The sequence below is a fragment of the Pseudomonas sp. KK18 genome (assembly GCF_037094675.1).
Classification (GTDB): Bacteria; Pseudomonadota; Gammaproteobacteria; order Pseudomonadales; family Pseudomonadaceae; genus Aquipseudomonas.
In genome coordinates, this window is record NZ_CP146605.1 from 3,396,670 (window position 1) to 3,422,447 (window position 25,778).

At 59.7% G+C, this 25,778-nt stretch carries 25 protein-coding genes; 13 read left to right on the forward strand and 12 right to left on the reverse strand.

Annotation, left to right across the window (positions count from 1 at the left end; translation table 11 throughout):
• Positions 1-84: 84 nt before the first annotated feature.
• On the reverse strand, positions 85-270 hold the full coding sequence (locus tag V6607_RS15595) for a hypothetical protein (protein WP_003212580.1): 186 nt from the start codon (positions 268-270) through the stop codon (positions 85-87).
• A 307-nt stretch (positions 271-577) separates the two neighbouring features.
• Here V6607_RS15595 and galU point away from each other — a divergent pair, with 307 nt between their 5' ends.
• Positions 578-1,417 (forward strand): UTP--glucose-1-phosphate uridylyltransferase GalU, encoded by an 840-nt coding sequence (gene galU, locus V6607_RS15600; RefSeq protein WP_003212579.1) that lies wholly within the window; start codon positions 578-580, stop codon positions 1,415-1,417.
• Between the two features lie 55 nt (positions 1,418-1,472).
• On the opposite strand, the gene V6607_RS15605 is transcribed toward galU, so the two are convergent.
• Positions 1,473-2,240 carry a helix-turn-helix transcriptional regulator gene (locus tag V6607_RS15605; protein ID WP_134326571.1) on the reverse strand — a complete coding sequence of 256 codons (768 nt, stop codon included), beginning with the start codon at positions 2,238-2,240 and terminating at the stop codon, positions 1,473-1,475.
• 133 nt (positions 2,241-2,373) lie between these two features.
• Between V6607_RS15605 and V6607_RS15610 the strand changes: the two genes are divergently transcribed.
• Together V6607_RS15610 and gorA are read left to right on the forward strand one after the other, a co-directional pair.
• A complete protein-coding gene (locus V6607_RS15610; RefSeq protein ID WP_134326572.1) occupies positions 2,374-4,512 on the forward strand; it encodes a TonB-dependent siderophore receptor in 2,139 nt (712 codons plus the stop codon).
• Between the two features lie 56 nt (positions 4,513-4,568).
• Positions 4,569-5,927, forward strand: a complete 1,359-nt coding sequence (gorA, locus tag V6607_RS15615) for a glutathione-disulfide reductase (protein WP_134326573.1) — start codon at positions 4,569-4,571, stop codon at positions 5,925-5,927.
• Here gorA and V6607_RS15620 read toward each other — a convergent pair whose 3' ends face one another.
• Positions 5,928-6,935, reverse strand: coding sequence for a DNA-binding protein (locus V6607_RS15620; RefSeq protein WP_134326574.1), 1,008 nt, complete (start codon positions 6,933-6,935; stop codon positions 5,928-5,930).
• Between the two features lie 161 nt (positions 6,936-7,096).
• Between V6607_RS15620 and V6607_RS15625 the strand changes: the two genes are divergently transcribed.
• From V6607_RS15625 to ahpF, 3 genes are all read left to right on the forward strand, one after another.
• Entirely contained in the window at positions 7,097-8,023 is a 927-nt protein-coding gene (locus V6607_RS15625) for a tyrosine-type recombinase/integrase (protein WP_008432517.1), read from the forward strand.
• Positions 8,024-8,172: 149 nt separating this feature from the next.
• On the forward strand, positions 8,173-8,736 hold the full coding sequence (gene ahpC / locus V6607_RS15630; RefSeq protein ID WP_003173835.1) for an alkyl hydroperoxide reductase subunit C: 564 nt from the start codon (positions 8,173-8,175) through the stop codon (positions 8,734-8,736).
• Between the two features lie 128 nt (positions 8,737-8,864).
• Positions 8,865-10,430: an alkyl hydroperoxide reductase subunit F gene (ahpF, locus tag V6607_RS15635; RefSeq protein ID WP_003212573.1), complete on the forward strand. Its 1,566-nt coding sequence runs from the start codon at positions 8,865-8,867 to the stop codon at positions 10,428-10,430.
• A 63-nt stretch (positions 10,431-10,493) separates the two neighbouring features.
• Here ahpF and gloA read toward each other — a convergent pair whose 3' ends face one another.
• On the reverse strand, positions 10,494-11,015 hold the full coding sequence (gene gloA / locus V6607_RS15640; protein WP_008432524.1) for a lactoylglutathione lyase: 522 nt from the start codon (positions 11,013-11,015) through the stop codon (positions 10,494-10,496).
• Positions 11,016-11,208: 193 nt separating this feature from the next.
• Here gloA and V6607_RS15645 point away from each other — a divergent pair, with 193 nt between their 5' ends.
• Entirely contained in the window at positions 11,209-11,745 is a 537-nt protein-coding gene (locus V6607_RS15645; protein WP_008432526.1) for a DUF4946 domain-containing protein, read from the forward strand.
• 170 nt (positions 11,746-11,915) lie between these two features.
• Here V6607_RS15645 and V6607_RS15650 read toward each other — a convergent pair whose 3' ends face one another.
• From V6607_RS15650 to V6607_RS15660, 3 genes are all read right to left on the reverse strand, one after another.
• A complete protein-coding gene (locus V6607_RS15650; RefSeq protein WP_003212570.1) occupies positions 11,916-12,281 on the reverse strand; it encodes a histone-like nucleoid-structuring protein, MvaT/MvaU family in 366 nt (121 codons plus the stop codon).
• A 196-nt stretch (positions 12,282-12,477) separates the two neighbouring features.
• Positions 12,478-14,022 carry an EAL domain-containing protein gene (locus V6607_RS15655; RefSeq protein WP_134326575.1) on the reverse strand — a complete coding sequence of 515 codons (1,545 nt, stop codon included), beginning with the start codon at positions 14,020-14,022 and terminating at the stop codon, positions 12,478-12,480.
• 124 nt (positions 14,023-14,146) lie between these two features.
• Positions 14,147-15,019, reverse strand: a complete 873-nt coding sequence (locus V6607_RS15660) for a LysR substrate-binding domain-containing protein (RefSeq protein WP_003212568.1) — start codon at positions 15,017-15,019, stop codon at positions 14,147-14,149.
• Positions 15,020-15,096: 77 nt separating this feature from the next.
• Here V6607_RS15660 and V6607_RS15665 point away from each other — a divergent pair, with 77 nt between their 5' ends.
• The 3 genes from V6607_RS15665 (at position 15,097) to V6607_RS15675 (ending at position 18,737) form a co-directional block, all read left to right on the forward strand.
• Positions 15,097-16,020 (forward strand): EamA family transporter, encoded by a 924-nt coding sequence (locus V6607_RS15665; RefSeq protein ID WP_134326576.1) that lies wholly within the window; start codon positions 15,097-15,099, stop codon positions 16,018-16,020.
• 249 nt (positions 16,021-16,269) lie between these two features.
• Complete coding sequence (gene hppD / locus V6607_RS15670) at positions 16,270-17,346, forward strand: 4-hydroxyphenylpyruvate dioxygenase (RefSeq protein WP_003212566.1); 1,077 nt, start codon at positions 16,270-16,272, stop codon at positions 17,344-17,346.
• Positions 17,347-17,504: 158 nt separating this feature from the next.
• Positions 17,505-18,737, forward strand: a complete 1,233-nt coding sequence (locus tag V6607_RS15675) for a DUF6543 domain-containing protein (RefSeq protein ID WP_256662422.1) — start codon at positions 17,505-17,507, stop codon at positions 18,735-18,737.
• Here V6607_RS15675 and rarD read toward each other — a convergent pair.
• The 3 genes from rarD to V6607_RS15690 all read right to left on the reverse strand — a co-directional run bounded on the left by rarD (position 18,706) and on the right by V6607_RS15690 (position 21,714).
• The gene (gene rarD, locus V6607_RS15680) at positions 18,706-19,587 is read right to left on the reverse strand and encodes an EamA family transporter RarD (protein WP_023658818.1); all 882 of its coding nucleotides are present in this window, start codon (positions 19,585-19,587) and stop codon (positions 18,706-18,708) included. The genes V6607_RS15675 and rarD overlap by 32 nt on opposite strands.
• Positions 19,588-19,724: 137 nt before the next feature.
• Complete coding sequence (locus V6607_RS15685) at positions 19,725-20,735, reverse strand: aldo/keto reductase (RefSeq protein WP_008432538.1); 1,011 nt, start codon at positions 20,733-20,735, stop codon at positions 19,725-19,727.
• Between the two features lie 76 nt (positions 20,736-20,811).
• Positions 20,812-21,714 (reverse strand): LysR family transcriptional regulator, encoded by a 903-nt coding sequence (locus V6607_RS15690; RefSeq protein ID WP_008432540.1) that lies wholly within the window; start codon positions 21,712-21,714, stop codon positions 20,812-20,814.
• Positions 21,715-21,814: 100 nt separating this feature from the next.
• On the opposite strand from V6607_RS15690, the gene V6607_RS15695 reads away from it, so the two are divergent.
• Entirely contained in the window at positions 21,815-22,519 is a 705-nt protein-coding gene (locus tag V6607_RS15695; RefSeq protein ID WP_087693891.1) for an SDR family oxidoreductase, read from the forward strand.
• Positions 22,520-22,584: 65 nt separating this feature from the next.
• Here V6607_RS15695 and V6607_RS15700 read toward each other — a convergent pair whose 3' ends face one another.
• Positions 22,585-22,938, reverse strand: coding sequence for a hypothetical protein (locus V6607_RS15700; RefSeq protein ID WP_023658819.1), 354 nt, complete (start codon positions 22,936-22,938; stop codon positions 22,585-22,587).
• On the opposite strand from V6607_RS15700, the gene V6607_RS15705 reads away from it, so the two are divergent.
• Entirely contained in the window at positions 22,904-23,191 is a 288-nt protein-coding gene (locus tag V6607_RS15705) for a hypothetical protein (RefSeq protein ID WP_134326577.1), read from the forward strand. The genes V6607_RS15700 and V6607_RS15705 overlap by 35 nt on opposite strands.
• Position 23,192: 1 nt before the next feature.
• Here the strand turns inward: V6607_RS15705 and V6607_RS15710 are convergent, their stop codons facing one another.
• Entirely contained in the window at positions 23,193-24,503 is a 1,311-nt protein-coding gene (locus V6607_RS15710; RefSeq protein WP_003212559.1) for an MFS transporter, read from the reverse strand.
• 161 nt (positions 24,504-24,664) lie between these two features.
• Between V6607_RS15710 and V6607_RS15715 the strand changes: the two genes are divergently transcribed.
• Positions 24,665-25,771, forward strand: a complete 1,107-nt coding sequence (locus V6607_RS15715; RefSeq protein WP_134326578.1) for a sugar diacid recognition domain-containing protein — start codon at positions 24,665-24,667, stop codon at positions 25,769-25,771.
• Positions 25,772-25,778: the final 7 nt, after the last annotated feature.

Consider the following 25,778-nt stretch of genomic DNA (forward strand, 5'->3'; position numbering starts at 1 on the left):
CGAGATTATAGCGAACCGCCATCAACGTACAGACAAACACAAAAAAGCCCCGTCAAACGAGGCTTGATTGGCGTTACCGCGGTGTTACTTGGTTTTCGGACGCTTGCTCGACGCGTGGCCGGCCTCATCCACAAACACTTCGGCCACGGCACAGGCTTGAGCTTCGGTCGCGAATGCGCCGGCAACGCTGTCGCCATGGAAGTTGATCAAGTGCCAGCCGTCCGCTCGCTTGGTGATCAGGTAGCCGTTCACGCCTTTTGGTTCTGACATCTATCAATCTCGTTGTCTGGTTCAAGGGCGTAATGATAGCGCCAAACGGCGTGGGACGGCGCAAGTTGTTGCAGGTCAGTGCCGATCGTCATAAAGCGTGCTAAAAAGGTTGGAGCCCTTTGAATGACGGGCACAAGCCGACGATTTCTAACAGCGGCGAAGGTACTTGATTGAATGCCGGCGGAACTTACGCCGACATTTTTTCTCTATGTTGACATCGCAACGCCAGCAGGACCCATTGTAAGGTGACTGCGGCCTGATTAGACTGCGCCGAATTTCGTACGCACAGCCCTTTGTAAGGACTCATATGATCAAGAAATGCTTGTTCCCAGCAGCCGGTTACGGCACTCGCTTCCTGCCAGCGACCAAGGCCATGCCCAAAGAAATGCTGCCGGTGGTGAACAAGCCACTGATCCAGTATGGCGTGGAAGAAGCACTGGATGCCGGCCTGAACGAAATCTCGATCGTGACCGGCCGTGGCAAACGCGCCCTGGAAGACCACTTCGACATCAGCTACGAGCTGGAAAACCAGATCAAGGGCACCGACAAGGAAAAATACCTGGTCGGCATCCGTAAGCTGCTCGACGAGTGCTCGTTCTCCTACACCCGCCAGACCCAAATGAAAGGCCTGGGGCACGCGATCCTGACCGGTCGTCCGCTGATCGGTGACGAACCGTTCGCCGTGGTACTGGCCGATGACCTGTGTGTAAACCTGGAAGGCGACGGCGTCCTGACCCAGATGGTCAAGCTGTACCAGAAGTACCGTTGCACCATCGTCGCGGTTCAAGAGGTCGATCCTCAGGAAACCAACAAGTACGGCGTGATTGCCGGCGACGATATCGGTGATGGCCTGATCCGCGTACGCGACATGGTTGAAAAGCCAGCGCCGGAAGATGCTCCGTCGAACCTGGCGATCATCGGCCGCTACATCCTGACCCCTGACATCTTCAAGCTGATCGAAGAAACCGAGCCAGGCAAGGGTGGCGAGATCCAGATCACCGACGCCCTGCTGAAGCAGGCAAAAGACGGTTGCGTGATTGCCTACAAGTTCAAGGGTCGTCGTTTTGACTGCGGTGGCGCTGAAGGCTACATCGAAGCGACCAACTTCTGCTACGAGCACTTCTACAAGACTGGCAAGGCTTACTGATTCATCGTTGCCAGCCCGTTGAAAAAGCCTGCGAGTCGAAAGACCGCAGGTTTTTTTATGCCTTGCCCAAATAGCGGCTGGGGGCTTCGCCCAGTACCCGCTTGAACATTGCACCAAACACATTGCCGTTGGCATAGCCCATGTCCCGTGCAATAGCCCCCAATGGTCGGCCCTGGGCTAACTGGCAAACGGCTTCGGCAATCCGTAGCTGCTGGCGCCATTGGTTGAAGCTCAGCCCGGTTTCATCCCGAAACCGCCGGCGCAGGGTGCGCACGCTGGCGCCGATGGATTCACTCCAGTCTTCCAGGGTGGCCGGGTTCGCCGGGTCTTCCAGAAGCATTTCACACACACTGAGCAGGCGTTTGTCCCGGGGCAATGGCAGGCTGCAGCCTTCGGTTTGAGTCGCGGATATCAACTGGTGCAGCAGCAATGGCGTGAGCAGGGCAGTGTGGGCGTCGGGTGCGAGCATGCCCAGAATCAGCTCCCGCAGCAGCGGCTCTACCCTGATCAATCGGCAGGATTGCCACGCCGCGGGTAATTGATCGCTTTCCACGTACAGTGCGCGCATCGCAACCTCACCGACCATGTGCAATTCATGGTCGACACCCGGCGCAATCCAAAAGCCGTATGCCGGCGGGACGGTCCAGGCGCCCATGCGGGTCAGCACCCGGATCACGCCTTGGGTGGCGTGCACCAGTTGGCCATATTCATGGCTGTGCCAAATCTCCCGTGCGCCATCGACATAGTCATGGGCCCGAACCCGCAATTCCTCGCTGGTGCTGCGAGCGGGCGCCCCAAAGCGTTTACGCCAGATGTTGTCCAATCAAGAATGATTCCTGAGATGTAGGTTGGAACGGTCATTAATTGACCCGTGCGCGTAGAAGAATGACCGGATCTTTAACGCGATTCAATATTAAATAAGAACGATTAACAAAAAGACTTTTCAAGGAATCGTCATGTCCGGTGCGTTGTCTTCTCCTCCGTTTTACCTTTCCAGGCTGGCGCTGGTGGTGTTGGCGCTTGCTCCTGTTGTGTGGGCCGATGACGCGCCCATCGTGTTGAAGGACACCGCGGTGACAGCCGCCGAGGCCGAGCCGGCAGACGGCGTGGTGCCAGGCTATGTGGCGCGCAACACCACCGTGGGCACCAAAACCGGCGCGCCGATCGTGGAGACGCCGCAATCGATCTCGGTGGTCAGCCGCCAGCAGATGGATGACCAGGCGGCGCAAACCGTCGACCAGGCATTGCGCTACACACCAGGGGTTTACTCCCAGGATAACGACCTGCGGTTTGACCAGTTGAGCATTCGCGGCTTCGATGCCGACTCCTACCTCGACGGGCTCAAGCTCAATCGCACGACCTGGTTCGCTACGCCTCGGGTCGACCCTTGGTTTCTGGAGCGCATCGACGTGCTGCGCGGGCCAGCTTCCGTGCTGTACGGCCAGAGCGGGCCGGGCGGCCTGGTGGACATGCAGAGCAAGCGGCCGACGGATGAGCCACTGCACGTGTTGCAAATGAGCGTGGGCAATGACAACCGCTATCAGGCCGGCTTCGATTTTGGCGGGCGCCTGGACGAGCAGGGCGATGTGACCTATCGGCTGACCGGGCTGGGCCGCATGGCCGATACCCAGACCGATCACATCAAGGACCAGCGCATCGCCATCGCGCCGGCCATCACCTGGAACATCGACGACGACACCAGCCTGACCCTGCTGGCCAACTATCAATACGACCCGGAAGGTGGGCTGTTCAACCCGGTACCCGCGTATGGCACCGCGCTGCACAACCCGAATGGGCGCTTGCGCCCCGATGATTACCTGGGCGACCCGGACCGCGATCGCTTCAAGCGCAATCAGTTTTCCCTGGGCTACGCGTTCAGCCACCGGTTCAACGACACCTGGAGCTTTCGCCAGCACCTGCGCTATATGCATGATGACGTCGACTACTACCAGACTTCCCTCACCGGGCCGCTGGACGCCAACCTTGCCACCGCGCCGCTGTGGGCCAACGTCAATCATGAGCACCTTGGCCAGTTCGCCCTTGATAACCAGTTGCAGTCCGACTTCAGCACCGGCCCGGTCAAGCACACTGTGCTGATGGGGGCGGACTTCCAGCGGCTGTTGCAGACCATCAACCGGGGCGGTCAGTATTTCCCGAGTGCGATCAATATCTACAACCCCGACTTCAGCGCCTTGCCGAGGGTGCCGGTGTCCATCAACCAATACACCACCCAGAGCCAGTTTGGCGTGTACCTGCAGGACCAGCTCAGCTTCGACCATTGGCGCTGGCTGATCGGTGTGCGGCAAGACTGGGCGCGTACCTACGACAATCAGGACAGCGCGTTGACCGGCGCCAACCTGAGCAACACGCGCCAGCACGACGAGAAACTCACCTGGCGTTCGGGCCTGAGCTACGTGTTTGATAACGGCGTTGCGCCGTATGTCAGCTACAGCGAATCGTTCCAGCCGCAACTGGGCACTGACCGGCTGGGCGCGACATTTGTGCCGACCACCGGCAAGCAGTACGAAGCCGGCGTTAAATACCAGCCTGTGGGCTCCCGCAGCCTGTACAGCGCGGCAGTGTTCGACCTGCGTCAGCAAAACGTCCTGACCACCGACGATGTCGACCCCAATTTTGCCACCCAGAAAGGCGAAATCCGCTCCCGCGGCATCGAGCTGGAAGCCCATGCCGAGGTCACCTCGAACCTCAGCCTGATCGGTTTTTACACCTGGATGGACCAGCGCATCCTCAAATCCAATGATGGCGACCAGGGCGAACACCCGACCGGCATCCCGGGCAAGAGTGCCTCGCTGTGGGCGGACTACACCTTCCACGACGGCCCGCTGCAGGGCGTCGGTTTCGCGGCGGGTGCGCGCTATTTCGGGCCGAGCTACGGCAGCGCCGACAACACGCTGGAGGTGTCATCGCGCACGCTGTTTGATGCCGCGGCGCACTATGACGTGCAGAACTGGCGCCTGGCCCTCAACGCCAGCAACCTGTTCAACAAGGAATACCTGGCCTACTGCAGCAACGGTTTCCTTTGCTACTGGGGCGCAACCCGTTCGTTGCAGGCCAGCGCGACGTATCGCTGGTAAGGCGCTGACCTCTGGCGCGGCAGCAGGTATGCTGTTGTCCTGCCGAGGAGAGTGAAATGGCCTACGATTTTGACCTTTATGTAATTGGTGCCGGTTCCGGCGGTGTGCGCGCTGCACGATTCGCTGCGGGTTTTGGCGCCAAAGTGGCGGTGGCTGAAAGCCGCTACCTGGGCGGTACCTGCGTGAATGTGGGCTGCGTACCGAAGAAACTGTTGGTGTACGGCGCGCATTTCGCCGAAGACTTCGAGCAGGCCAGCGGTTTTGGCTGGTCCCTGGGTGAAGCGAATTTCGATTGGGCGACCCTGATCGCCAACAAGGATCGTGAAATCAACCGTCTCAATGGCATCTACCGCAACCTGCTGGTCAACAGCGGCGTGACCCTGCACGAAGGGCATGCGCGGCTGGTGGACCCGCACCAGGTAGAAATCAACGGCGAGCGTTTCACCGCCAAGCACATTCTGGTTGCCACCGGTGGCTGGCCGCAGATCCCGGAAATCCCGGGGCGCGAGCACGCCATTGGCTCCAATGAGGCGTTTTTCCTCAAGGAGCTGCCCAAGCGTGTGCTGGTAGTCGGCGGTGGCTATATCGCCGTCGAGTTCGCCGGGATTTTCCATGGCCTGGGCGCACAGACTTCGCTGCTGTATCGCGGCGACCTGTTCCTGCGCGGTTTTGACGGCTCGGTGCGCACGCACTTGAAGGAAGAGCTGACCAAGCGCGGCCTGGACCTGCAGTTCAACGCCGACATCGAGCGTATCGACAAACAGACCGATGGCAGCCTCAAGGCCACCTTGAAAGATGGCCGCGTGCTGGAAGCCGATTGCGTGTTCTACGCCACTGGCCGACGCCCGATGCTCGATAACCTGGGGCTGGAAAACACTGGCGTCAAGTTGGACAAGCGCGGCTTTGTCGAAGTGGATGAGCTGTACCAGACCGCCGAACCGTCGATCCTGGCGATTGGTGATGTGATCGGCCGCGTGCAACTGACGCCAGTGGCCCTGGCTGAAGGCATGGCCGTGGCACGTCGCTTGTTCACGCCTGAGCAATATCGTCCGGTGGACTACGCGATGATCCCGACGGCGGTGTTCAGCCTGCCGAATATCGGCACCGTGGGCCTCAGCGAAGAGCAGGCCCGTGAAGACGGGCACAAGGTGCAGGTGTTCGAAAGCCGCTTCCGGCCGATGAAACTGACCCTGACCGACTGCCAGGAAAAGACCCTGATGAAGCTGGTAGTCGACGCCGAGACCGACAAGGTCCTGGGTTGCCACATGGTCGGCCCCGACGCTGGCGAGATCGTGCAGGGCCTGGCGATCGCGCTCAAGGCGGGCGCGACCAAGCAGCATTTCGATGAAACCATCGGCGTGCACCCAACGGCGGCGGAAGAGTTCGTCACCATGCGCACGCCAGTGGCGCAGTAATCAGCCCTCGGTAGTTGCTTCCGGCACCGTCGCAACGACGGCTGCCAGGCGCAGCGCATCAATACTGGCCTGGGCCTTGATCAGGTCCAGTTCCAGGGTTTTGTTGGTCTTCTGATGCTCGGCCAGCGCTTCCTGGCGCGCCTGATTCTCCAGTTGGGCAACCCGCAAGCGTTCCTGCAACAGGGTGCGCTCGCTGTCGATCACACTCACTTGTTCGCTTAATTGACGCTGCTGTTCACGGTCCTGGCGAGCCTGTTCCTGCAGTGCGCTCAATTCCTTCACGGTCACTCGATGCTCGATCAGCAGGCGCTCGTTATCGCGGTGCAACTGAGTGATTTCATCCTGGCGCACCATCGCGCTCTGCTGGGCCTGGCGCAGCTCTGCCTGGACCTGCTGCAACTGGCCTTCATGGCGACGCTGTTCCTGTTCACGCTGGTCCTTGATCGCATTGCGGTAATGCTCCAGGGCGTCCCGGGCATGCAGGTGCTTTTCTTCCAGTGAGCGAATCTGCTCGTCCTTGTCGTTGATCCGCAACTCGTAATCGCTGCACGCCTGGCTCAGCCCGGCGTTGCGGGTTTGCTCGGTTTGCAGGCTGGAGCGAGTGCTTTGCAAGGCCGCGCTTTCATCGGCCAGAGCGGCGGACTGGATATCGAACTGCTGCTTGAGCTGGGAGTGGGCCGCTTCCAGCTCCTCAACCTGGGCGAGCAGGGCGGTTTTCTGTTGCTGGAACTGCGCCAGGGCCAGGTCGATAGGCTCCTGGGCCTTCTCCTTCAAGCGCTGGGCCAGTCGCGCCACCAGTTCACCCAATTCGTCGTCAATGGGCGCTTCGGTGATGGTCTGGCGGGTTTCGCTTTCTTCCAGCTCCTTCAGATAGCGATGAATCGTGGTTTTCGAGCCGGTATTGCCCATCTCGATGCGTACTGCATCGATGCTCGGGTTTTCGCCACGGGCAAGGATCGCCAGGCGTGCCGTTTGAACTACTGCTTTATTGATGCCGCCGCGAGCCATGGAGTCTCCGTCGATTTGGTACTGTGGTACGTAGTATGTATATACGTACTATATCACGATTGTTTTAAAGCCGAAATTGATGATTTATCAGATGGGATATTGGCGTATTATCCCGTGTGATACAGGTTTTGAAATGGACAACAGCCAATGGCAGTACAGGCATGAGTGAGCTGGACCGTTATCTGAATGCGGCCACCCGCGATAACACCCGCCGCAGCTATCGAGCGGCAATCGAGCATTTCGAGGTGAATTGGGGTGGATTCCTGCCGGCGACCAGCGACAGCGTGGCGCGCTATCTGGTGGCGCATGCGGGCGTGCTGTCGGTCAACACGTTGAAGCTGCGTTTATCGGCGCTGGCCCAGTGGCACACCAGCCAGGGGTTTCCTGATCCGACCAAGGCGCCAGTGGTGCGCAAAGTCCTGAAAGGCATTCGCGCCCTGCACCCGGCTCAGGAAAAACAGGCGGAGCCATTGCAACTGCAGCACCTGGAGCAGGTCATCCAGTTCCTCGAACAGGAAGGCCACGACGCCCGGCGCGCAGAAGACCATCCTCGATGGCTGCGGGCCAAGCGTGACGCGGCGTTGATCCTGCTGGGTTTCTGGCGTGGCTTTCGCAGCGATGAGTTATGCCGGTTGAATATCGAGCACGTGCAGGCGGTGCCCGGTTCGGGCATCACCCTGTATCTACCGCGCAGCAAAAGTGATCGGGAAAATATCGGCCGCACCTACCAGACGCCGGCGCTGTTGCGGCTGTGCCCGGTGCAGGCCTATAGCGAATGGCTCAGCGCTTCAGCGCTGGTGCGCGGCCCGGTGTTTCGCGGCATTGATCGCTGGGGCAACCTGGGCGAGGAGGGCTTGCACGCCAACAGCGTGATCCCGCTGTTGCGCCAGGCGCTGGAGCGCGCCGGGATTGCGGCCGATCAGTACACCAGCCACTCCCTGCGCCGGGGCTTCGCTACCTGGGCTCATCGCAGTGGCTGGGACTTGAAGTCGTTGATGACTTACGTCGGCTGGAAAGACATGAAATCGGCCATGCGCTATGTTGAAGCGACGCCCTTTCTCGGCATGACCCGGGCATCCCTCGAGTGATTCAAGGTTTCTTCTATTAATACAGTCTCTTGATAGTGAAAACCAATCGTCAGCATCAGGTTTGCCAATGAGCCATCGGCCGGAAGAGTGGGTAGGATTCACCTCATCAACTTACTAAGCCCTTCTACAAACCTGACGGAGAGTCAACGATGCCTATCATCAACAGCCAAGTAAAACCGTTCAAAGCTACCGCCTACAAAAACGGCAACTTCGTAGACGTGACTGATGCTGACCTGAAAGGCAAATGGTCTGTCGTCTTCTTCTACCCAGCCGACTTCACCTTCGTCTGCCCAACCGAACTGGAAGACCTGGCTGACAACTACGCCGAATTCCAGAAACTGGGCGTCGAAATCTACAGCGTTTCCACCGACACCCACTTTGCCCACGCTGCCTGGCACAACACCTCGCCAGCCATCGGCAAAATCCAGTACACCATGATCGGCGACCCGACCCTGACCATCTCCCGCAACTTCGACGTGCTGATCGAAGAAGCTGGCCTGGCAGACCGTGGCACCTTCGTGATCAACCCTGAAGGCCAGATCAAAATCGTTGAACTGAACGATGGCGGCGTTGGCCGTGACGCTTCCGAGCTGCTGCGCAAAATCAAGGCGGCCCAGTACGTTGCTGCTCACCCGGGCGAAGTCTGCCCAGCCAAGTGGAAAGAAGGCGAGGCCACCCTGGCTCCGTCCCTGGACCTGGTCGGCAAGATCTAAGTCTGTGAAATGCCAAGGGCGGGTTACCGCACCTAAGTAAGCTGCATCCGCCCTCGAAACGCCCGGGCGAGATTCGCTCGGGCGTTTTTTTTGTCTGCAATAAACCGAATTAATAGGAAATCGCCCGTATGTTGGACGCCAATCTTAAAGCTCAGTTGAAGTCATACCTGGAACGGGTCACCCAGCCGATCGAGATCGTCGCCTCCCTCGATGACGGTGCGAAATCCCAGGAAATGCTTGCCCTCTTGCAAGATGTAGCCAGCCTTTCGACGCTGATTACCCTGAAAAGCGATGGCAATGATGCGCGCAAGCCATCGTTCTCCATCAACCGCCCGGGTGCCGATATCAGCCTGCGTTTTGCCGGCATCCCAATGGGCCATGAATTCACTTCGCTGGTGTTGGCGCTGCTGCAAGTCGGCGGCCACCCCTCGAAGGCCAGTGTCGAAGTGATTGAACAGATTCGCGCCCTTAAAGGCGAGTTCAGCTTCGAGACTTACTTCTCGCTGTCGTGCCAGAACTGCCCGGACGTGGTCCAGGCGCTGAACCTGATGGCAGTACTGAACCCGAACATCCGCCACGTCGCCATCGACGGTGCGCTGTTCCAGGCAGAAGTCGATGATCGTCAGATCATGGCCGTGCCCAGCGTTTACTTGAATGGTGTGAACTTCGGCCAGGGCCGCATGGGCCTGGAAGAAATCCTCGCCAAGCTCGACACCAGCGGTATCGAAAAAGCCGCCGAGAAAATCAGCGCCAAAGATGCGTTCGACGTACTTGTCGTCGGCGGTGGCCCAGCGGGTTCGGCAGCGGCTATCTACGCTGCACGTAAAGGCATCCGTACCGGTGTTGCAGCCGAGCGCTTCGGCGGGCAGGTGCTGGACACCATGTCGATCGAGAACTTTATCTCGGTACAGGAAACCGAAGGGCCGAAACTCGCCAGCGCCCTGGAGGCCCACGTGCGTCAGTACGACGTGGACATCATGAACCTGCAGCGTGCTACTGCGCTGATCCCGGCGAAAAACAACGGTGAGCTGCACGAAATCCGTTTCGAAAGCGGTGCGACCCTCAAGTCCAAGACCGTGATCCTGGCCACCGGTGCCCGCTGGCGCGAAATGGGTGTACCGGGTGAGCAGGAATACAAGGCCAAAGGCGTGTGCTTCTGCCCGCACTGCGACGGCCCGCTGTTCAAGGGCAAGCGCGTGGCGGTGATCGGCGGCGGTAACTCCGGCGTTGAAGCAGCCATCGACCTGGCCGGTATCGTCAGCCACGTGACCTTGCTTGAGTTTGACAGCAAGTTGCGCGCCGACGCCGTGTTGCAGCGCAAGCTGTACAGCCTGCCGAACGTTGACGTGATTACCAGCGCGCTGACCAGTGAGGTCAAGGGTGATGGCCAGAAAGTTACCGGCCTGGCCTACAAGGATCGCGACAGTGGCGAATTCAAGACTATCGACCTGGAAGGCATCTTTGTACAGATCGGTTTGCTGCCCAACACCGACTGGCTCAAAGGCACTGTGGAGTTGACTCCACGTGGCGAGATCATCGTCGATGCACGTGGTGAGACTTCGCTGCCAGGCGTTTTTGCCGCCGGCGACGTAACGACTGTGCCGTACAAGCAGATCGTGATTGCAGTAGGCGAGGGCGCCAAGGCTTCCCTGAGTGCTTTCGATCACCTGATCCGCACTTCCGCCCCGGCGTAAATTCCGGCCCGGAAATGAAAAACCCCATGAGTGATCATGGGGTTTTTTATTGCCGGCGGAACCTTACAGCGGCGTTGGCTGAATGATTTCAACCCAGTACGCATCCGGGTCTTTCACGAAGGCCAGGCTTTTCATGCGGCCGTCACTCAGGCGCTTCTGGAAGTCGCAGCCCAGTTCTTCAAAGCGCGCGCAGGCAGCAACGATGTCCGGCACCGAGATGCAGATGTGGCCAAAGCCACGCGGGTCGGTGTTGCCGTTGTGGTAGGCAAAGTCCGCGTCGTTTTCGGTGCCGTGGTTGTGGGTCAGTTCGAGGATGCCCGGGATCGACTTCATCCACTGGGTGCGGGCGGCAGCGTCGGCCGGGATCTGGGCCTTGTCGACCAGGGCCAGGAAGTACAGGCTGAATTCGGCTTCCGGGAAGTCACGTTTTTCAACCAGGGAAAAACCCAGTACGCGGGTGTAGAAATCCAGCGACTTGGTGATGTCCTTGACCCGCAGCATGGTGTGGTTGAACACGAAGTTCGTGGTGGCGGCGTCAGGCTGGGCGGTGACGCCCGGGAAAGTGTTCAGTTCGTGCAGGCTCATGGGCCCTCCAGAGAAAAATGGGGCAAACGTGGCTCCGGTTGGAGCATCCCTTGGCTTGCGGCTGGCATCCGTGCAGCCGGTCCATGATACGCAGCCCTGCCGGTTGCGCCAAATGAAAAAGGTCACGCAACCCTTGCGGCCAGCGGGTGCAGGGGCCCAAACTTTGTCGCTTGAACCTTGAGTGTTTTTCGTAATGACCGGATTTCGCGCACCGTTGTTGAGTACCCTGGGCCTGTTGCTGGGCAGCACCGCTGCATGGGCGGCTGACCCGGAAATTCATTGGCCCAGCGGCTGGCAGGTAGAGGAAGTGGCGCCCGACGACCAGGCCCCGGCACAACCGTCGGCGGTGTCCCGCCAGCGGGCCATAAAGAATGATGAGAATGGCGCGACCTTGATGGTCATGGAGTTGACGGGCACGCCAATCGAAGCGGGGCATACGGTCAACCTGCAAGGTGTGCTGCTGGAAATGCGCAAATCCATCCAGAAGGACTTTGCCCAGGGTGGTTATCAAAGTGTGTGCACCAAGATGCACCCCACAACATTGAGCCGGCTTGAGGCATTGGAAACTACCTGTGTAATCACCGAGAACGGTCGGCATGTGCTGTCGCAAACGTTGGTGGGGGCTGTCGATACCGATAAGGCCTATGTTTTTTCATACGCAGGCCAGGCCGACGCTTACGAATCAAGCAAGGATGAAGTCAGTTCGGTGCGTGACAGCCTTAAACTTTGAGCGTTGTAGGCATCGCGACAAATAAGTCGATTTGAACAAAGTGAAATGTTTTTTAAAGTTCGTTTTTGAAAGTGCCAGCGTCCTGATTTGTTTCACTATCGATGCCTGTAAACAAAAAAGCCCTGCATGTGCAGGGCTTTTCTTAGTGCGTTTGTACTAGCCGCAAAGCATTAGCCGCGAAGCCAGGAGTCTACAGTGGCTGCGCCGTACTGTTCTTTCCACGCCTTCAGGCCGCGATGGTTGCCGCCCTTGGTTTCGATCAGTTCACCCGTGTGCGGGTTGTGGTAAACCTTGACGACGCGGGCACGGCGCTGTTTGGGTGCGGCAGCGACGGAAGCGCCGGACTTGCCCGGGTTAGGATCCAGGATGGAGATGATGTCGCGCAGGCTTTTGCCGTAGGTCTTCATCAGCCCTTGCAGCTTTTCTTCGAATTCGATTTCTTTCTTCAAACCAGCATCGTTCTTCAGGGATTCCAGCTGGGCAAGCTGCTCTTGAAGGGCTTTTTCTGCTGCGCGAAATTCGGCGAGTCTGGACAAAATCTATACTCCAATAGTGTATTTGGCTGATATCTACTGCAAACAAAGCGATAAGCCAAGAGCCTTAAGGCGACTCAATGAAAGTGGCCTTCCTGCCAATTCAGCACAGGCAGGAAAAATTGTAGTAGTTAATCAGTCATGAGTAAATCATGTCTTTTGTATAAATAACAATATTTCCGTTGAAGTGGCTGGCTATTCAATGGCTGTTCAGGAATCTAATGAACTCGTCGCAAGGTACAGGCTTGCCAAACAGGTAGCCTTGCAAGAAATCAACGCCTTGGGCCGCCAGATAGTCGCATTGTTCTTGTGTTTCGACGCCTTCGGCAACGATGCCCAGGTCCAGCTTGGCAGACAGTTCAATGATGCTGTCGAGTATATGCCGCGAGAGTGCATCAACACCGATCATTGCCACGAAGCTTTGATCTATCTTCAAGTAATCGACATTGAAGTTGCGCAAATAACCCAGGCTGGAGTGGCCGGTGCCAAAGTCGTCGATCGCGATCATTACCCCCATTTCATGCAGCGCCTGGAACAGCTGGCGGGTGATATCCGTGGGTTCGATCAACTCGCGCTCGGTCAACTCAAGGACCAGGATCACCTTGCCCGGCGGGAAGGCAGCGAGGAACTCCCGGCAGTCCTCCACCAGCTCCAGGTCGTGACAATGGCGAGCGGTAATGTTGATGCCCACGTGAAAATTGTCGGCAAACTGCGCGGTGTGGGGCGCCAACTGTGCGGCGGTCTGGCGCATCAGGGCGCGGGTCATCGGTACGATCAGGCCCGAATGTTCGGCCAGGGGAATGAACAGGTCCGGGCGCACCAGGCCTTCCCTGGGATGATTCCAGCGCATCAGCACTTCACAGCCGGCCCACTGCCGGATGTTGTCGCCACGCACCACTGGCTGGTAATAGGGCACAAATTCATTGGCGCCCAGGGCCCGTTGCAGTTCCAGGGTCGGTGCCGATGAGCGCTTTTGCAGCCAGTGGGCGAGGATGCCTGCCAGCACGCCGAAAAACACCACCAGAACGAACAGTGCAGGATACCGCGCCTGCATGTAGCGCCAGGTTTCACCCTCCGGCATCCCGGCTTCCACGCTGTAGGTATACCGTGTGGAGTCGAGATGATGATGCGCGACGGAAAATGTCGGCAGCGTTGTGCTGTGCACCTTGCCATCCGCCGCCAGCCAGTTAGGCCCCACCTGCAACACCAGGTCGGTATATCGGCTGATCAGGCGCAACGCGTTGGTCAAGTGGTAGCCATCAATGGAGGCGAAGGCCCCCCGGTCTCCCTCGGTGAGGCGATACACCAGCAATGCGGTGTCGGGTGTCACCGGGTTGCCTTTCATCAGCCAGAGACGACCGCCGACGTAGTCCTCAGGGTTGACCGGTGACTGGTAGTTGCCACCAAACAACGAGCTGCAATAGATGTTGCGCTGCCAGGACAAGGTGGTGGCGCGCACGAACGGCCGGCGGGTGACCTGTTCCCGCAGCTTCAGTTGAGTCGGGTTATCACATTCATGGCCGGCCAGTGGCAGCAGGTCCTGGGCGGCGAGGGCGGTGTTGTCGAGCATCAGGTCAAACTGGCGCACGGCCTCCTGGGCGGTTTGCGCGGTGCTGTGCTCGAGGGTGCGCCCGGCTTGCCAATACAGGATAAGCACACCCAGCAAAATGGGCAGCGCGCCACTGAGCAGGGTGATCAGATGGCGAGTGGAGGCCTTTCGGGGGCCTTTGACGGTCAGTGGCATTTGCGCAGCCTGTAGCGGGAGAGGGCAATAGGACGCTCAAATGCGGTCGGGACAACCTCGGTGGCCTTCCAACAAAGCGTATTGGTATTGGCCATGATAGATGGCGGCAGGCGTCTGTGCATGTTCAATAAAGCTTCAACCGTGTGGCCAGTTGAATAAATGCCAGGGTTGCCGGTGAGGACTGCCGACGGTCCAGTACCGCCAGCCCCACCTGGCGTTTGACGGCAGGCTTGAGCGGTTTGATCAGGTAATCCGCCTGCGTGGATTCAGGCAGCGACAACTCGGCGACAATGGTCACGCCGTCGCCCCGGCGCACGGTGTCCAGGGTGCTGAGCAGCTGTGAGCAGCGGTAACGCACATCCGGCTGCAACCCTGCACCGACGAACAGCCTTGAGACCAGTTCGGCCGAACCGGCCTGGGTCAGGATAAAAGGTTCACCACACAGCGCTTTCAGGCTGACACTTGGCTGCGCGCCCAAGTGATGCCCCAAGGGCAGCAGCGCGACCAGTTGGTCCTCAATCAACGGGAACGTATCGAAGCGCTCTTCAGGCAGCACCACAAACCCAACGTCGACGCGCCGCTCTTCCAGCCACTGCGTCACCTGGCGATCGGGGCCTTCGTCGACATGCACCTCGATGCCCGGATGCTGCTCGCGAAAATGCTGCAGGATCGCGGGCAACAAGCGAATCGATGAGGTCGGCCCGAACGAGCCGATGCGCAGCGTGCCGCGCTTCATCCCGCGGGCATCGGCGGCTTCCTGTTGCAGCGTGTTGGCCAACCCGAGCATGGCCCGGGCGCGCAACAGCAGTTGTTGGCCGATATCGCTGAGTTCGACCTGGGACTGATGACGTCGGATCAACTCCACACCCAGTTCCTGCTCCAGGGATTTGATCGCATGGGACACCGCCGATTGGCTGATGCCCAGGCGATTGGCGGCGCTGGTGAAACCTTGCAGTTCGGCCACCAGGGAAAAGATTTCCAGTTGGGTAAGGGTCATGAGTATTTACTCATTTTACGATGATCGGGGATTAGCCGAACAATAAGCCAATCCCGTGTCTTGTGAGTAGAAATCTGATGAACCCGAGCCCTGACCGTCTGACGTATCTGAAGCTGGCGGCCGTGACCATGATCTGGGGCGGCACCTTCGTTGCCGGGCGCTATCTGGCGGCAGGCCTGGACCCACTGTTGGCGGCGACCGTGCGCTTTGCACTGGCCAGCCTGGCGCTGCTGGCCTTCCTGGGCGTCGCGCGTATTCGCCTGGTGCGTCCGACCACCGCGCAATGGATGCAATTGATGGTGCTGGGCTTTTTCGGGATCTTTTTCTACAACCTGTGTTTTTTCTACGGCCTGCATTACATCAATGCGTCCCGGGCGTCGTTGATCGTGGCGCTGAACCCGGCAGTGATTGGCCTGGCCTCGTGGCTGCTGTTCAAGGAACGCCTGGGCTGCTTCAAGCTGGTGGGGATCGCGCTGTGCCTGGGTGGCGCAGGGCTGGTGATCGTCAGTCGCAACCCGCAGTTGCTGCAGGGCACGGCAGATGCGTGGGTCGGTGACCTGCTGATTTTCGGCTGCGTGGTGGGGTGGGGCGTGTACTCGCTGTTTTCCCGGGGTCTCAACCAGCGCCTGGGGCCGTTGCAAACCGTGACCTGGTCGATCCTGCTGGGCACGCTGATGCTGACGATCACCACGCTGGTGACGGGTCGGCTAACGATGGCCGCATTGGGCCGGATTGATCTGCCCCAACTGATGAGTTTGCTGTACCTGGGCGTGCTGGGCTCGGCACTGGCCTACATCGGCTACTACGATGGCCTGCGCCGCATTGGCGCCACCCGTGCGGGTGTATTTATCGCCCTCAATCCGCTGACGGCAGTGATCTGCGGCGCATTGCTGCTTGGCGAGCAACTGACCGTGCCGATGCTGCTGGGTGGGGCGGTCATCCTGCTGGGCATCTATCTGTGCAACAAACCCCTTGCGCGGGTCAGGGCAATGGGGATTTGATAAGAGTACGGACAAATCTGTTTACGCTGTGTAGAATCGATTTACGCATACAAGAATAAGGACTTGCGCTAACGCAAGCCTCGTCCGTCAGAGACTGATGTAACCATGAAGCTACTCGGGTCCCCCCTCATCTTTGGTGACTTCCTCGCCCGCAGCGTGCGGGGTATCTCCTGTGCGCCACCCGCTGACCTCATCCTTGCTCGCAAATAAACATTTGTTAATTACAAGAATGATGATGAGGCACCGAAAATGGCAGACCTGTACGAAAACCCAATGGGCCTGATGGGCTTTGAGTTCATCGAATTCGCATCGCCAACCCCGGGCACCCTGGAGCCGATCTTCGAGATCATGGGCTTCACCAAGGTCGCGACCCACCGTTCCAAGAACGTACACCTGTACCGGCAGGGCGAGATCAACCTGATCCTCAACAACGAACCCAACAGCATCGCCTCCTACTTTGCGGCCGAGCACGGCCCGTCGGTGTGCGGCATGGCGTTTCGCGTCAAGGACTCGCAACAGGCCTACAACCGGGCCCTGGAACTGGGCGCCCAGCCTATCCATATCGAAACCGGCCCGATGGAGCTGAACCTGCCGGCGATCAAGGGCATTGGCGGCGCGCCGCTGTACCTGATCGACCGCTTTGGTGAAGGCAGCTCGATCTATGACATCGACTTCGTGTACCTCGAAGGTGTCGAGCGCAACCCGGTGGGCGCGGGCCTCAAGGTCATCGACCACTTGACCCACAACGTGTACCGCGGCCGCATGGCCTACTGGGCGAACTTCTACGAGAAGCTGTTCAATTTCCGTGAGGCGCGCTATTTCGACATCAAGGGCGAATACACCGGCCTGACCTCCAAGGCCATGAGCGCCCCGGACGGCATGATCCGCATCCCGCTGAACGAAGAATCGTCCAAGGGTGCCGGGCAGATCGAAGAGTTCCTGATGCAGTTCAACGGCGAGGGCATCCAGCACGTTGCCTTCCTCACCGATGACCTGGTCAAGACCTGGGATGCGTTGAAGAAGATCGGCATGCGCTTCATGACCGCGCCGCCAGACACCTATTATGAGATGCTCGAAGGCCGCCTGCCGAACCACGGCGAGCCGGTGGATCAACTGCAGGCACGGGGCATCCTGCTGGACGGCTCGTCAGTGGCGGGGGACAAGCGCCTGCTGCTGCAGATCTTCTCGGAAACCCTGATGGGCCCGGTGTTCTTCGAGTTCATCCAGCGTAAGGGTGACGACGGCTTTGGTGAAGGCAACTTCAAGGCGCTGTTCGAATCCATCGAGCGCGACCAAGTGCGTCGTGGTGTGTTGACCGCTGACTGATCGCCTGGGCGATACACAAAAAAGCCCGACCGGGATTGCACCCGGCCGGGCTTTTTGTTGCCCGGCAGAAACATCGGGACACAGGCGGTTGCCAGCGGCCAGGAACGGAATTCACTGCCAGCGTTACTCAGTGTCATATGCCCAGTTGAGGTTCATGTATGACAGTCATTGCGCACACCGGTAGTCCACCTCCAGGTTTGAATCAGGCAGCAGCCGTCAACGACGAACCGGCCATCAGTCCCTTGGCCCCAACTGCTCTCTCCCCATTAAGTCCTGCCACTGTCGCCCGCGTGACGTTTTCCTCGAACGTGGAATGGAGCAGTGCGCAGGGCGAGCTGACCGCCGCAGGCGTCGAACTGGCCAATGCCGTATTGGCCCCGGGTACCTCATCAACCGTCGGCGCGCAGGTCTGCACGTTCGCGGTGGACGGGATCCAGTCGAGCGACATTCTGGTGGTCAAGCGCGTACCCGCCTCTGAAACCGGAACGAATATCCTGTTGTACATTCCTGACGTTGAGGGCAATTCGTTCTTCGAATTCAATAACCTTGAAGAAATGAACGCCTGGCTCAAAGAGGTCGCCATCGACCCTGACACGTTGGATGTATTTGCCGGGCATTTTTCCCGCAATGCGCCTGCCGATCAGACAAAGCGGGTAAAAGACACGATGACGCGCTTCGCCGCAGGCGATATCAATGCCGTGGTCGGGCCTTTTGGCTACGAAAAGGGCGATATTTTCAATCGCCTGGACAAGCACCCAAGCGTGCCGCCGGTACCGGTCAACGGGCTGACGGGGACCTACCTGAAAGTTGAGACCCGTGATGGCCGGGTGACTTTCGCAGGCACACGTCCGGACGGAGAAACCGTACTCTATCAGTACGATGCCTACGGCAACTTCCATGGAGGAGGTAACAAGGGCAACTTCTACTTTGTGAAAAACGGCCTGAACAATGACCAGCCGCTGTCGCCTGTTTCGCGAGAGCAATACTTGAAAACGGTCGTCAGTGTCAGCCTGGATAATGTGGGTGCCAACGATTTATGGGGGCTGTTCGACGAGTTCATCCGCCAACTGAAGAATCCGGGTTCAGGCATTGGGACGGCCTTGATCGCACTGGGCGTGCCTGAGGATGTGGCGCAGTCCATCGAAAAAATCGTCAAAAACCCCGTCACCGGCACCTTGCTTGAACTCAACCATGGCAACCGGCTCGGTAAGCTGTTTGGCGTTGAAAAGGCGCAAATGGACGCCGCACTGACGCAAATAGGCGACGAAATCCAAGGCAGGATTCCGTATTACGGGGCCATCCGAGGGGGGTTGTCGCAAACGGCTGTAATGCTCGAAATGGCAGCAAAAAAAAGCGCTGTCAGGCCTTCTGCTGACGCACCAAATGCTTGAAGCCTTCAAACACCAGCACCATCACCGCGAGCCAGATCGGAAGATACGTCAGCCATTCCCCCGCCTTGATGCTTTCACCCAACAACAAGGCCACGCCGAGCAGCAGCACCGGTTCTACATAGCTGAGCAGCCCGAACAGGCTGAAGGCCAACAAGCGGCTGGCGACGACGTAGCACACCAGCGCCGACGCACTGATCAAGCCCAGCATCGGGATCAAGGCGTACAAGCCCTTGTGGGCGTCGAGCACGGCAAAACCCTGTTCGCCGCTTTGCACGAACCACAGTGCCACCGGCAACATCAGCGCCATATCGAGCCACAGCCCGCCGAGGTGGTCGGTCTTCAGGCGTTTGCGCAGTACGAAGTAAACCGGGTAGCCGATGATCACTACCAGGGTTGCCCAGGAGAATCCGCCCACCTGATACAACTCGTTCAGCACACCAGCACCGGCGAAGAACACCGCAATCTTTTGCAGGCGTGACAATTGTTCGCCATACACCAGCCGACCGGTCAGCACCATCGTCAATGGCAGCAGGAAATAGCCCAGCGATACATCCAGGCTGCGACCGTTGAGCGGCGCCCACATGAACAGCCACAACTGCACCCCCAGCAGGGCCGAAGACACCACGACCCCGCCGATCAGCGCGGGTTTGGCCGCAACCAGGCGAACCAGTTCCCACACCCGTCGCCACTCGCCGCTGACAATCATGAACACGGTCATGCAGGGCACCGTCAACAACATGCGCCAGCCGAAGATCTCCAGGCCGCTCAAGGGCGTAAGCAGCGACGTGAAGTAATACATCACGGCAAACAACACCGAGGCCAAGACCGATAACACAACACCTTTAGACACACTGTCCTCACGAAAGCCGATTGATACAAAAGAAGGGGGGATTTCAGGGAGGGAATATAGTGCTTTTGAGGTGAGATGTTTGCTCTGTTTTGGAGCGGTTTATGGGAGGATTTCTCAGGTCCCCCCATAAAAGGGACTTATGGCCGGGCAACTCGCCCCGACACAAAGTGGCTCACATCATTGAACCCTGGCGTCGACGCATGCCCTGGCGTGACCAGCGAGTCGATGAATGCTTCGTCCTCCGCCGTGATCTTCACCTCCAGCGCGCCGGTGTAGGCATCCCACTGCGCCTCGGTGCGCGGCCCGACAATCGCCGAACTGACCGCCGAGTTGTTCAGGACCCAGGCAATCGCGAACTCGACAATCCCCACGCCACGGCCCTGGGTGTATTGCTGGATCTGCTGGGCGATGCGCAGGGATTCAACGCGCCATTCGGTTTCCAGGATGCGCTTGTCCTGGCGCCCGGCACGGCTGCCGGCTTCAGGCGTTACGTCCGGCGCATATTTGCCGCTGAGCACGCCACGGGCCAGCGGGCTGTAAGGCACCACGCCCAGGCCATATGCGGCGGCGGCGGTGATCTGCTCCACCTCGGCCTGACGGTTGACGATGTTGTACAGCGGCTGGCTGATGATCGGTTTGTCCACCCCGAGGCGCTCGGCCACGCGGATCACTTCGGCGATCCGCCAGCCGCGGTAGTTGGACAAGCCCCAGTGGCGGATCTTGCCCTCGCGGATCAAGTCGCCAATCGCTGAAATCGTGACTTCCAGTGGCGTGTTGTGGTCTTCGCGGTGCAGGTAATAGATGTCCAGGTAATCGGTGTCGAGGCGCGTCAGGCTGGCTTCCAGCGCATTGAAAATCCGCTTGCGACTCAGGCCGCTGCGGTTCGGCAGGCCATCCGCCGGGCCGATGCCGACCTTCGAAGCCAGCACCCAATCCTGGCGCTGGCGGGCGATGGCTTCGCCGACGATTTCCTCGGAGCGCCCGCCGGTGTAGACGTCGGCGGTGTCGATAAAGTTGATGCCTTGATCCCAGGCCTTGTCGATGATGCGCAGCGAGTCCTCGGTGTTGGTCTGCTCGCCAAACATCATGCTGCCCAGGGTCAGTGCGCTGACCTTCAACCCGGACTGGCCCAGTGTGCGGTAAATCATCGTGAACACCTCAAAAGGGGGAGACAGGCCCTATCCAATACCAGAGAGCAAGGCTCTGGAACAAGCCCCGCGACGGTTATTGCGGTAATAGTTCGGCGCAGCGCAGTTGCAGGAAGCGGTGCAGTACCTTGACCCGCTCCGACACCTGCAACCGATGGGGACACATCAGATTGAACGGGGTCGGTTCGCCTTGCCAATCGGTGAGCAACGGCACCAGGCGCCCGGCCTTGATATCGCGCGCTACATCCAGCCGCGCTTTATAGGCGATGCCGTGCCCGGCCAATGCCCAGCGCCGCACGATCTCGCCGTCATCACTGAGGTAGTCGCCGCCGACCTCGACTTCCTGCAGCACCTCGCCCTGGCGAAAGTACCAGGTGTTGTTCGCCCGACCCTGGCGCATATAGCGCAGCGTGCTGTGTTGTGCCAGGTCCTGGGGGAGGCGTGGCGTACCGTGGCGCGCGAGGTAGTCGGGGCTGGCGCACGCCACCCGCGTGTGGTCGGGCACCACCGGCAACGCGACCAGGCTGGAGTCCCGTGGTACGCCGAAGCGCAGGGCGATGTCGACGGTTTCGCGGAACAGGTCGGCATTGCTGTCATTGAGCAGCAACTGAAGGCGCACGTTCGGGTGTTCGAGCTTGAACTCATCCAGCCAGCCCAGCAGCACATTGCGCCCGAAATCCGAGGGCGCGGCCAATTGCAGTAATCCGCTGAGGCTCTGGCCTTGCTGCTTGACCGCCTGTTCGCCTTCCGACAGCGCCTCCAGGGCCACGCGCACACTGTCGAGGTAGCGCCGGCCTTCTTCGGTCAGGCGCATGCTGCGGGTGGAACGCGCCAGCAGCCGGATGCCCAGGCGGGTTTCCAGGCGCTTGAGGGCAATGCTCGCTGCGGCCGGGGTCAGGCTGAGGCTGCGGGCGGCTGCCGACAGGCTGCCGGTGTCGGCGGTGCGTACGAACACTTCAAGGTCGAGGATTGAGCTCATTTGTAAAAATCCTTTAAAGATCTTGTCGTTTTACCGGGATTTTTCAACGATTGCCAAGCTGGGAAGATGAAAGCTCATTTTCTCAGCCAGGTATTTCCCCATGACATCTCCCCTCAACGGCAAAACCATCATCGTCATTGGCGGCAGCAGCGGCATTGGTGCCGCGGTGGCCAAGCAGGCCGTGGCACGCGGTGCCCATGTGGTGCTGGCCGGGCGGCGCTTGTCTTCAACCGTGGAGAACGGGGTGCGCAGCGAGCAGGTGGACGTGACCGACGCAGCCTCATTACAGCGCTTGTTCGAAACCGTGGGGCAGTTTGACCATCTGGTCTACACCGCAGGGCCTGCGGTGCAGGCCAAGGCGTTGATCGAGACCGACCTGAACCTGGCGCAAGACAACTTCAACGTGAAGCTCTGGGGTTCGCTGCGGGCGATCCAGTCGGCGCTGCCATTTCTCGCCGAGCGCGGCAGCATCACCCTGACGTCGGGGCAGTTGGGGCGCAAAACGGTTGCGGGGCAATTCATCAAGACCGGCATCAATGCGGCGACCGAAGCGCTGGGCAAGCAACTGGCCAAGGAACTGGCGCCACGCCGGGTCAATGTGGTCAGCCCGGGCGTGATCGACACCGAGGCGTATGCCGGGTTGTCCGATGAGCAGCGACTGGCAATGTTTGCCAAGGCGGGCGGGGCGTTGCCGGTGGGGCGCGTGGGGCAGGCCGAAGAAGTGGCTGCCGGGTATGTGTTGGCGATGGAGAACGGGTTTATCACCGGTAGCGTGATTGATGTCGACGGCGGCGGATTACTCTAAAGGCAACTGAATAAAAAAGGTCCCGCTTTCAGGCGGGACCTGCATTATCAGTAATAGGGCCGTGCTTAATAACGTGGCACCGGAACCGGTTGTGGCGGGTAGTAATAGCCTGGAGGCGGCGCCTGGTAATAGACCGGCGGCGGCTGTTGGATGTACACCGGCTGCGGTTGCACGTAAACCGGTTGCTGCTGCACATAGACCGGAGGCTGAGAGTTGGCGACCACCGAACCCACTACGAGACCGCCGACAACCGCACCCAGCAAAGCCGGGCCACCCCAGCCCCAACCACCGCCATGCCCGTACCCATAACCGTGACCCCAGCCATAGCCATATCCTCCACGGGCTTCTGCTTGCCCTGCGATGGCGAGGGTGGCAATGAGCAACATGGCTACTTTCATTTTTGAGAGTCGACTGATCATGATAAGTCCTCTACGTATGCACCGAACCGGTCTTGATAATATCCCCGGGCATAGGCTTCAGACAGCGGTTTCGGACGGGATGATGGAGTACGAAAGTAAAGGCTGGGTAAAGGTTGTAGCCTATTTGTTACCTGGAATGGGCGTAGAGGTTAATACGGCTGTCAGGCAGTTGTTTGCCTATAAAAACACGCCTTTATATGAGCAGATAGATGACCGGCGCCGCCCTCGATATCGCGGCACCGGTCAGCGCTGATTCAAGCCTTGAGTGTGCGCGTCATGCGCAACGCCAACACACTGCCCGCGACGATCACCGCCGCCAGCAGGTACAGCGCCAGGTCCGTAGACCCGGTGGCATCTTTCACAAACCCGACGATATACGGGCTGAGGAACCCCGCCATCTGGCCCATGGAGTTGATCAACGCCAAGCCACCTGCTGCCGCACCTGCGCTGAGCATCGCGGTTGGCACCGGCCAGAACATCGGCAGGCCGGTGAGGGCACCCATGGTGGCGATGGTCAGGCCGAGGATCGCAATGGCCGGCGTGGTTGCAAAGTTCACCGCAATCACCAGCCCGATCGCGCCCATCAGCATCGGCACCACCAGGTGCCAGCGACGCTCCTTGCGCAAGTCGGCAGAGCGGCCCACCAGCAGCATGAACACCGCCGCCAGCAGGTACGGGATCGCACTCAACCATCCAATCACCAGGTTATCGCTGAAGCCCATGTTCTTGATGATCGATGGCAGCCAGAAGTTGATGGCGTACACACCGCTCTGGATGCAGAAGTAGATCAGGCCGAACGCCCAGATCGCCGGGTTCTTGAACACTTCCAGCAGCGAGTCGCTGGTGGTCTTCGGCTTGTTGGCCAGGTCGGTCGCCTGGTCGGCTTCCAGCACCGCGCGCTCATGGGGCGTGAGCCACTTGGCGTTGGCAAAGCTGTCGCTGAGCAGGAAGTAGGCGAGGGCGCCGAGGATCACCGTCGGCACGCCTTGCAGCAGGAACATCCACTGCCAGCCCGCAAGCCCGCCCTGGCCGGCGGCGAAGTGGTTGAGGATCCAGCCGGAGAACGGGCTGCCGAGCAGGCCGGATACCGGAATCGCCGACATGAACAGCGCCATGATCCGCCCACGGCGGAAGGTCGGGAACCACTGCGAGAGGTACAGCACCACGCCCGGGAAGAACCCGGCTTCAGCGGCGCCGGTCAGCAGGCGCAAGCCGTAGAAGTGCGTCGGTGTGGTAACGAACAACAGGCAGGTGGACAGGGCGCCCCAGACGATCATCATCAGCGCAATCCAGCGCCGTGGACCGAATTTGGTCAACGCCAGGTTGCTCGGCACGCCGCACAGCACGTAGCCGATAAAGAAGATCCCGGCACCGAGGCCGTACACGGTCTCGCTGAATTTCAGGTCGTCGAGCATCTGCAACTTGGCAAAGCCGACGTTGACGCGGTCGAGGTAGTTGAACAGGTAGCAGATGAAAATGAAGGGGATCAGGCGCAGGGTGATGCGCTTGTATACGGCGTTTTTATCGTCATCGGTGGCCTGGGTAACAGCGGCGCTCTGTGACATGGCAGTCTCTCTTTATTATGATTTTTCGCGATGCGAGGGTAACGTTGATCGCCCAACGAGTCTCGGCCACCTCAAGGGGTGCTGTCTTTGTGCTCGCGCACAGTGAAGCATGGTTTGCGCTGTGCCTATGAACAACCGGTTTTTTTCAGGAATTTAGCCCCATGTTCGAGCTGGATCATGACCTGGCGCAGGATATCGTCAATCGCACCATGGCGATCCTGCCCTATAACGTCAACGTCATGGACAGCCAGGGCCTGATCCTGGGCAGCGGCGAACCCGAGCGGATCAACACTCGCCACGAAGGCGCGCAGTTGGTGCTGGCCAACGGGCGGGTGGTGGAAATCGACGGCCAGACCGCCAAGCACCTCAAGGGCGTGCAACCCGGGATCAACCTGCCGCTGCTGCACGACCAGCGCCTGATCGGCGTGCTGGGCATTACCGGTGAGCCGGAATTGCTGCGCACCTATGCCGAACTGGTGCGGATGACGGCCGAAATGCTGGTCAGCCAGCGTCACCAGCAAGCCGAGCAGCAATGGCGGCGCCAGCGCTGCGATGATCTGCTGGCACTGCTGCTGGCCGAGACCGGCGATTCGCCGCGCCTGGTGGATGAAGCCCAGCAACTGGGCCTCAAGCCGCAGCTGGCGCGCACGCCGTACCTGTTCGAGCTGGGCAGCGGCCAGTCGGCCGAGGCCTTGAGCGCCTGGCTGACCTCGCGCTACCCCGACAGCTGGTGCGTCAGCTCCGCGCAGTTTTCCCTGCTGTGGTGCCGGCCGGCGTCGGTGCAGGTCGATAACCCGCGCCTGCTGGAAAAGCTCGACGGCCTGGGCTGGAACATCCTGCGGGTCGCCGTCGGCGGGCAAGCGGACGGGCTGGCCGGCCTGCGCCGTTGTTACCGGCGGGTCGGCGACCTGCTCGCCTATGGCCGTGATGTGCTGCCCAAATCGCGGTTGCTGACCCTCAATCGCTACCGCCTGCCGGTCATGCTCTGGCGCCACCGCAACGACGACGCCCTCGACGAACTGCTCAACCCGCTGCGCAAGGTACTGGCCAAGGACAGCAACGGCCAGTTGCTGGCGACCCTGCGCAGCTGGTGCGACCACGACGGCCAAAGCCAGGCCTGCGCCGATGCCCTGGGGATCCACCGCAACAGCCTGCGCTACCGCATGGAACGCATCGCCGAGCTGAGCGGCGTCGACCCGCTGACCCTCGACGGCATGCTCGCGTTGTACCTCGGCGTGCAGCTATTGCCGCAAGCTTTGTCCAAATGAACAACAA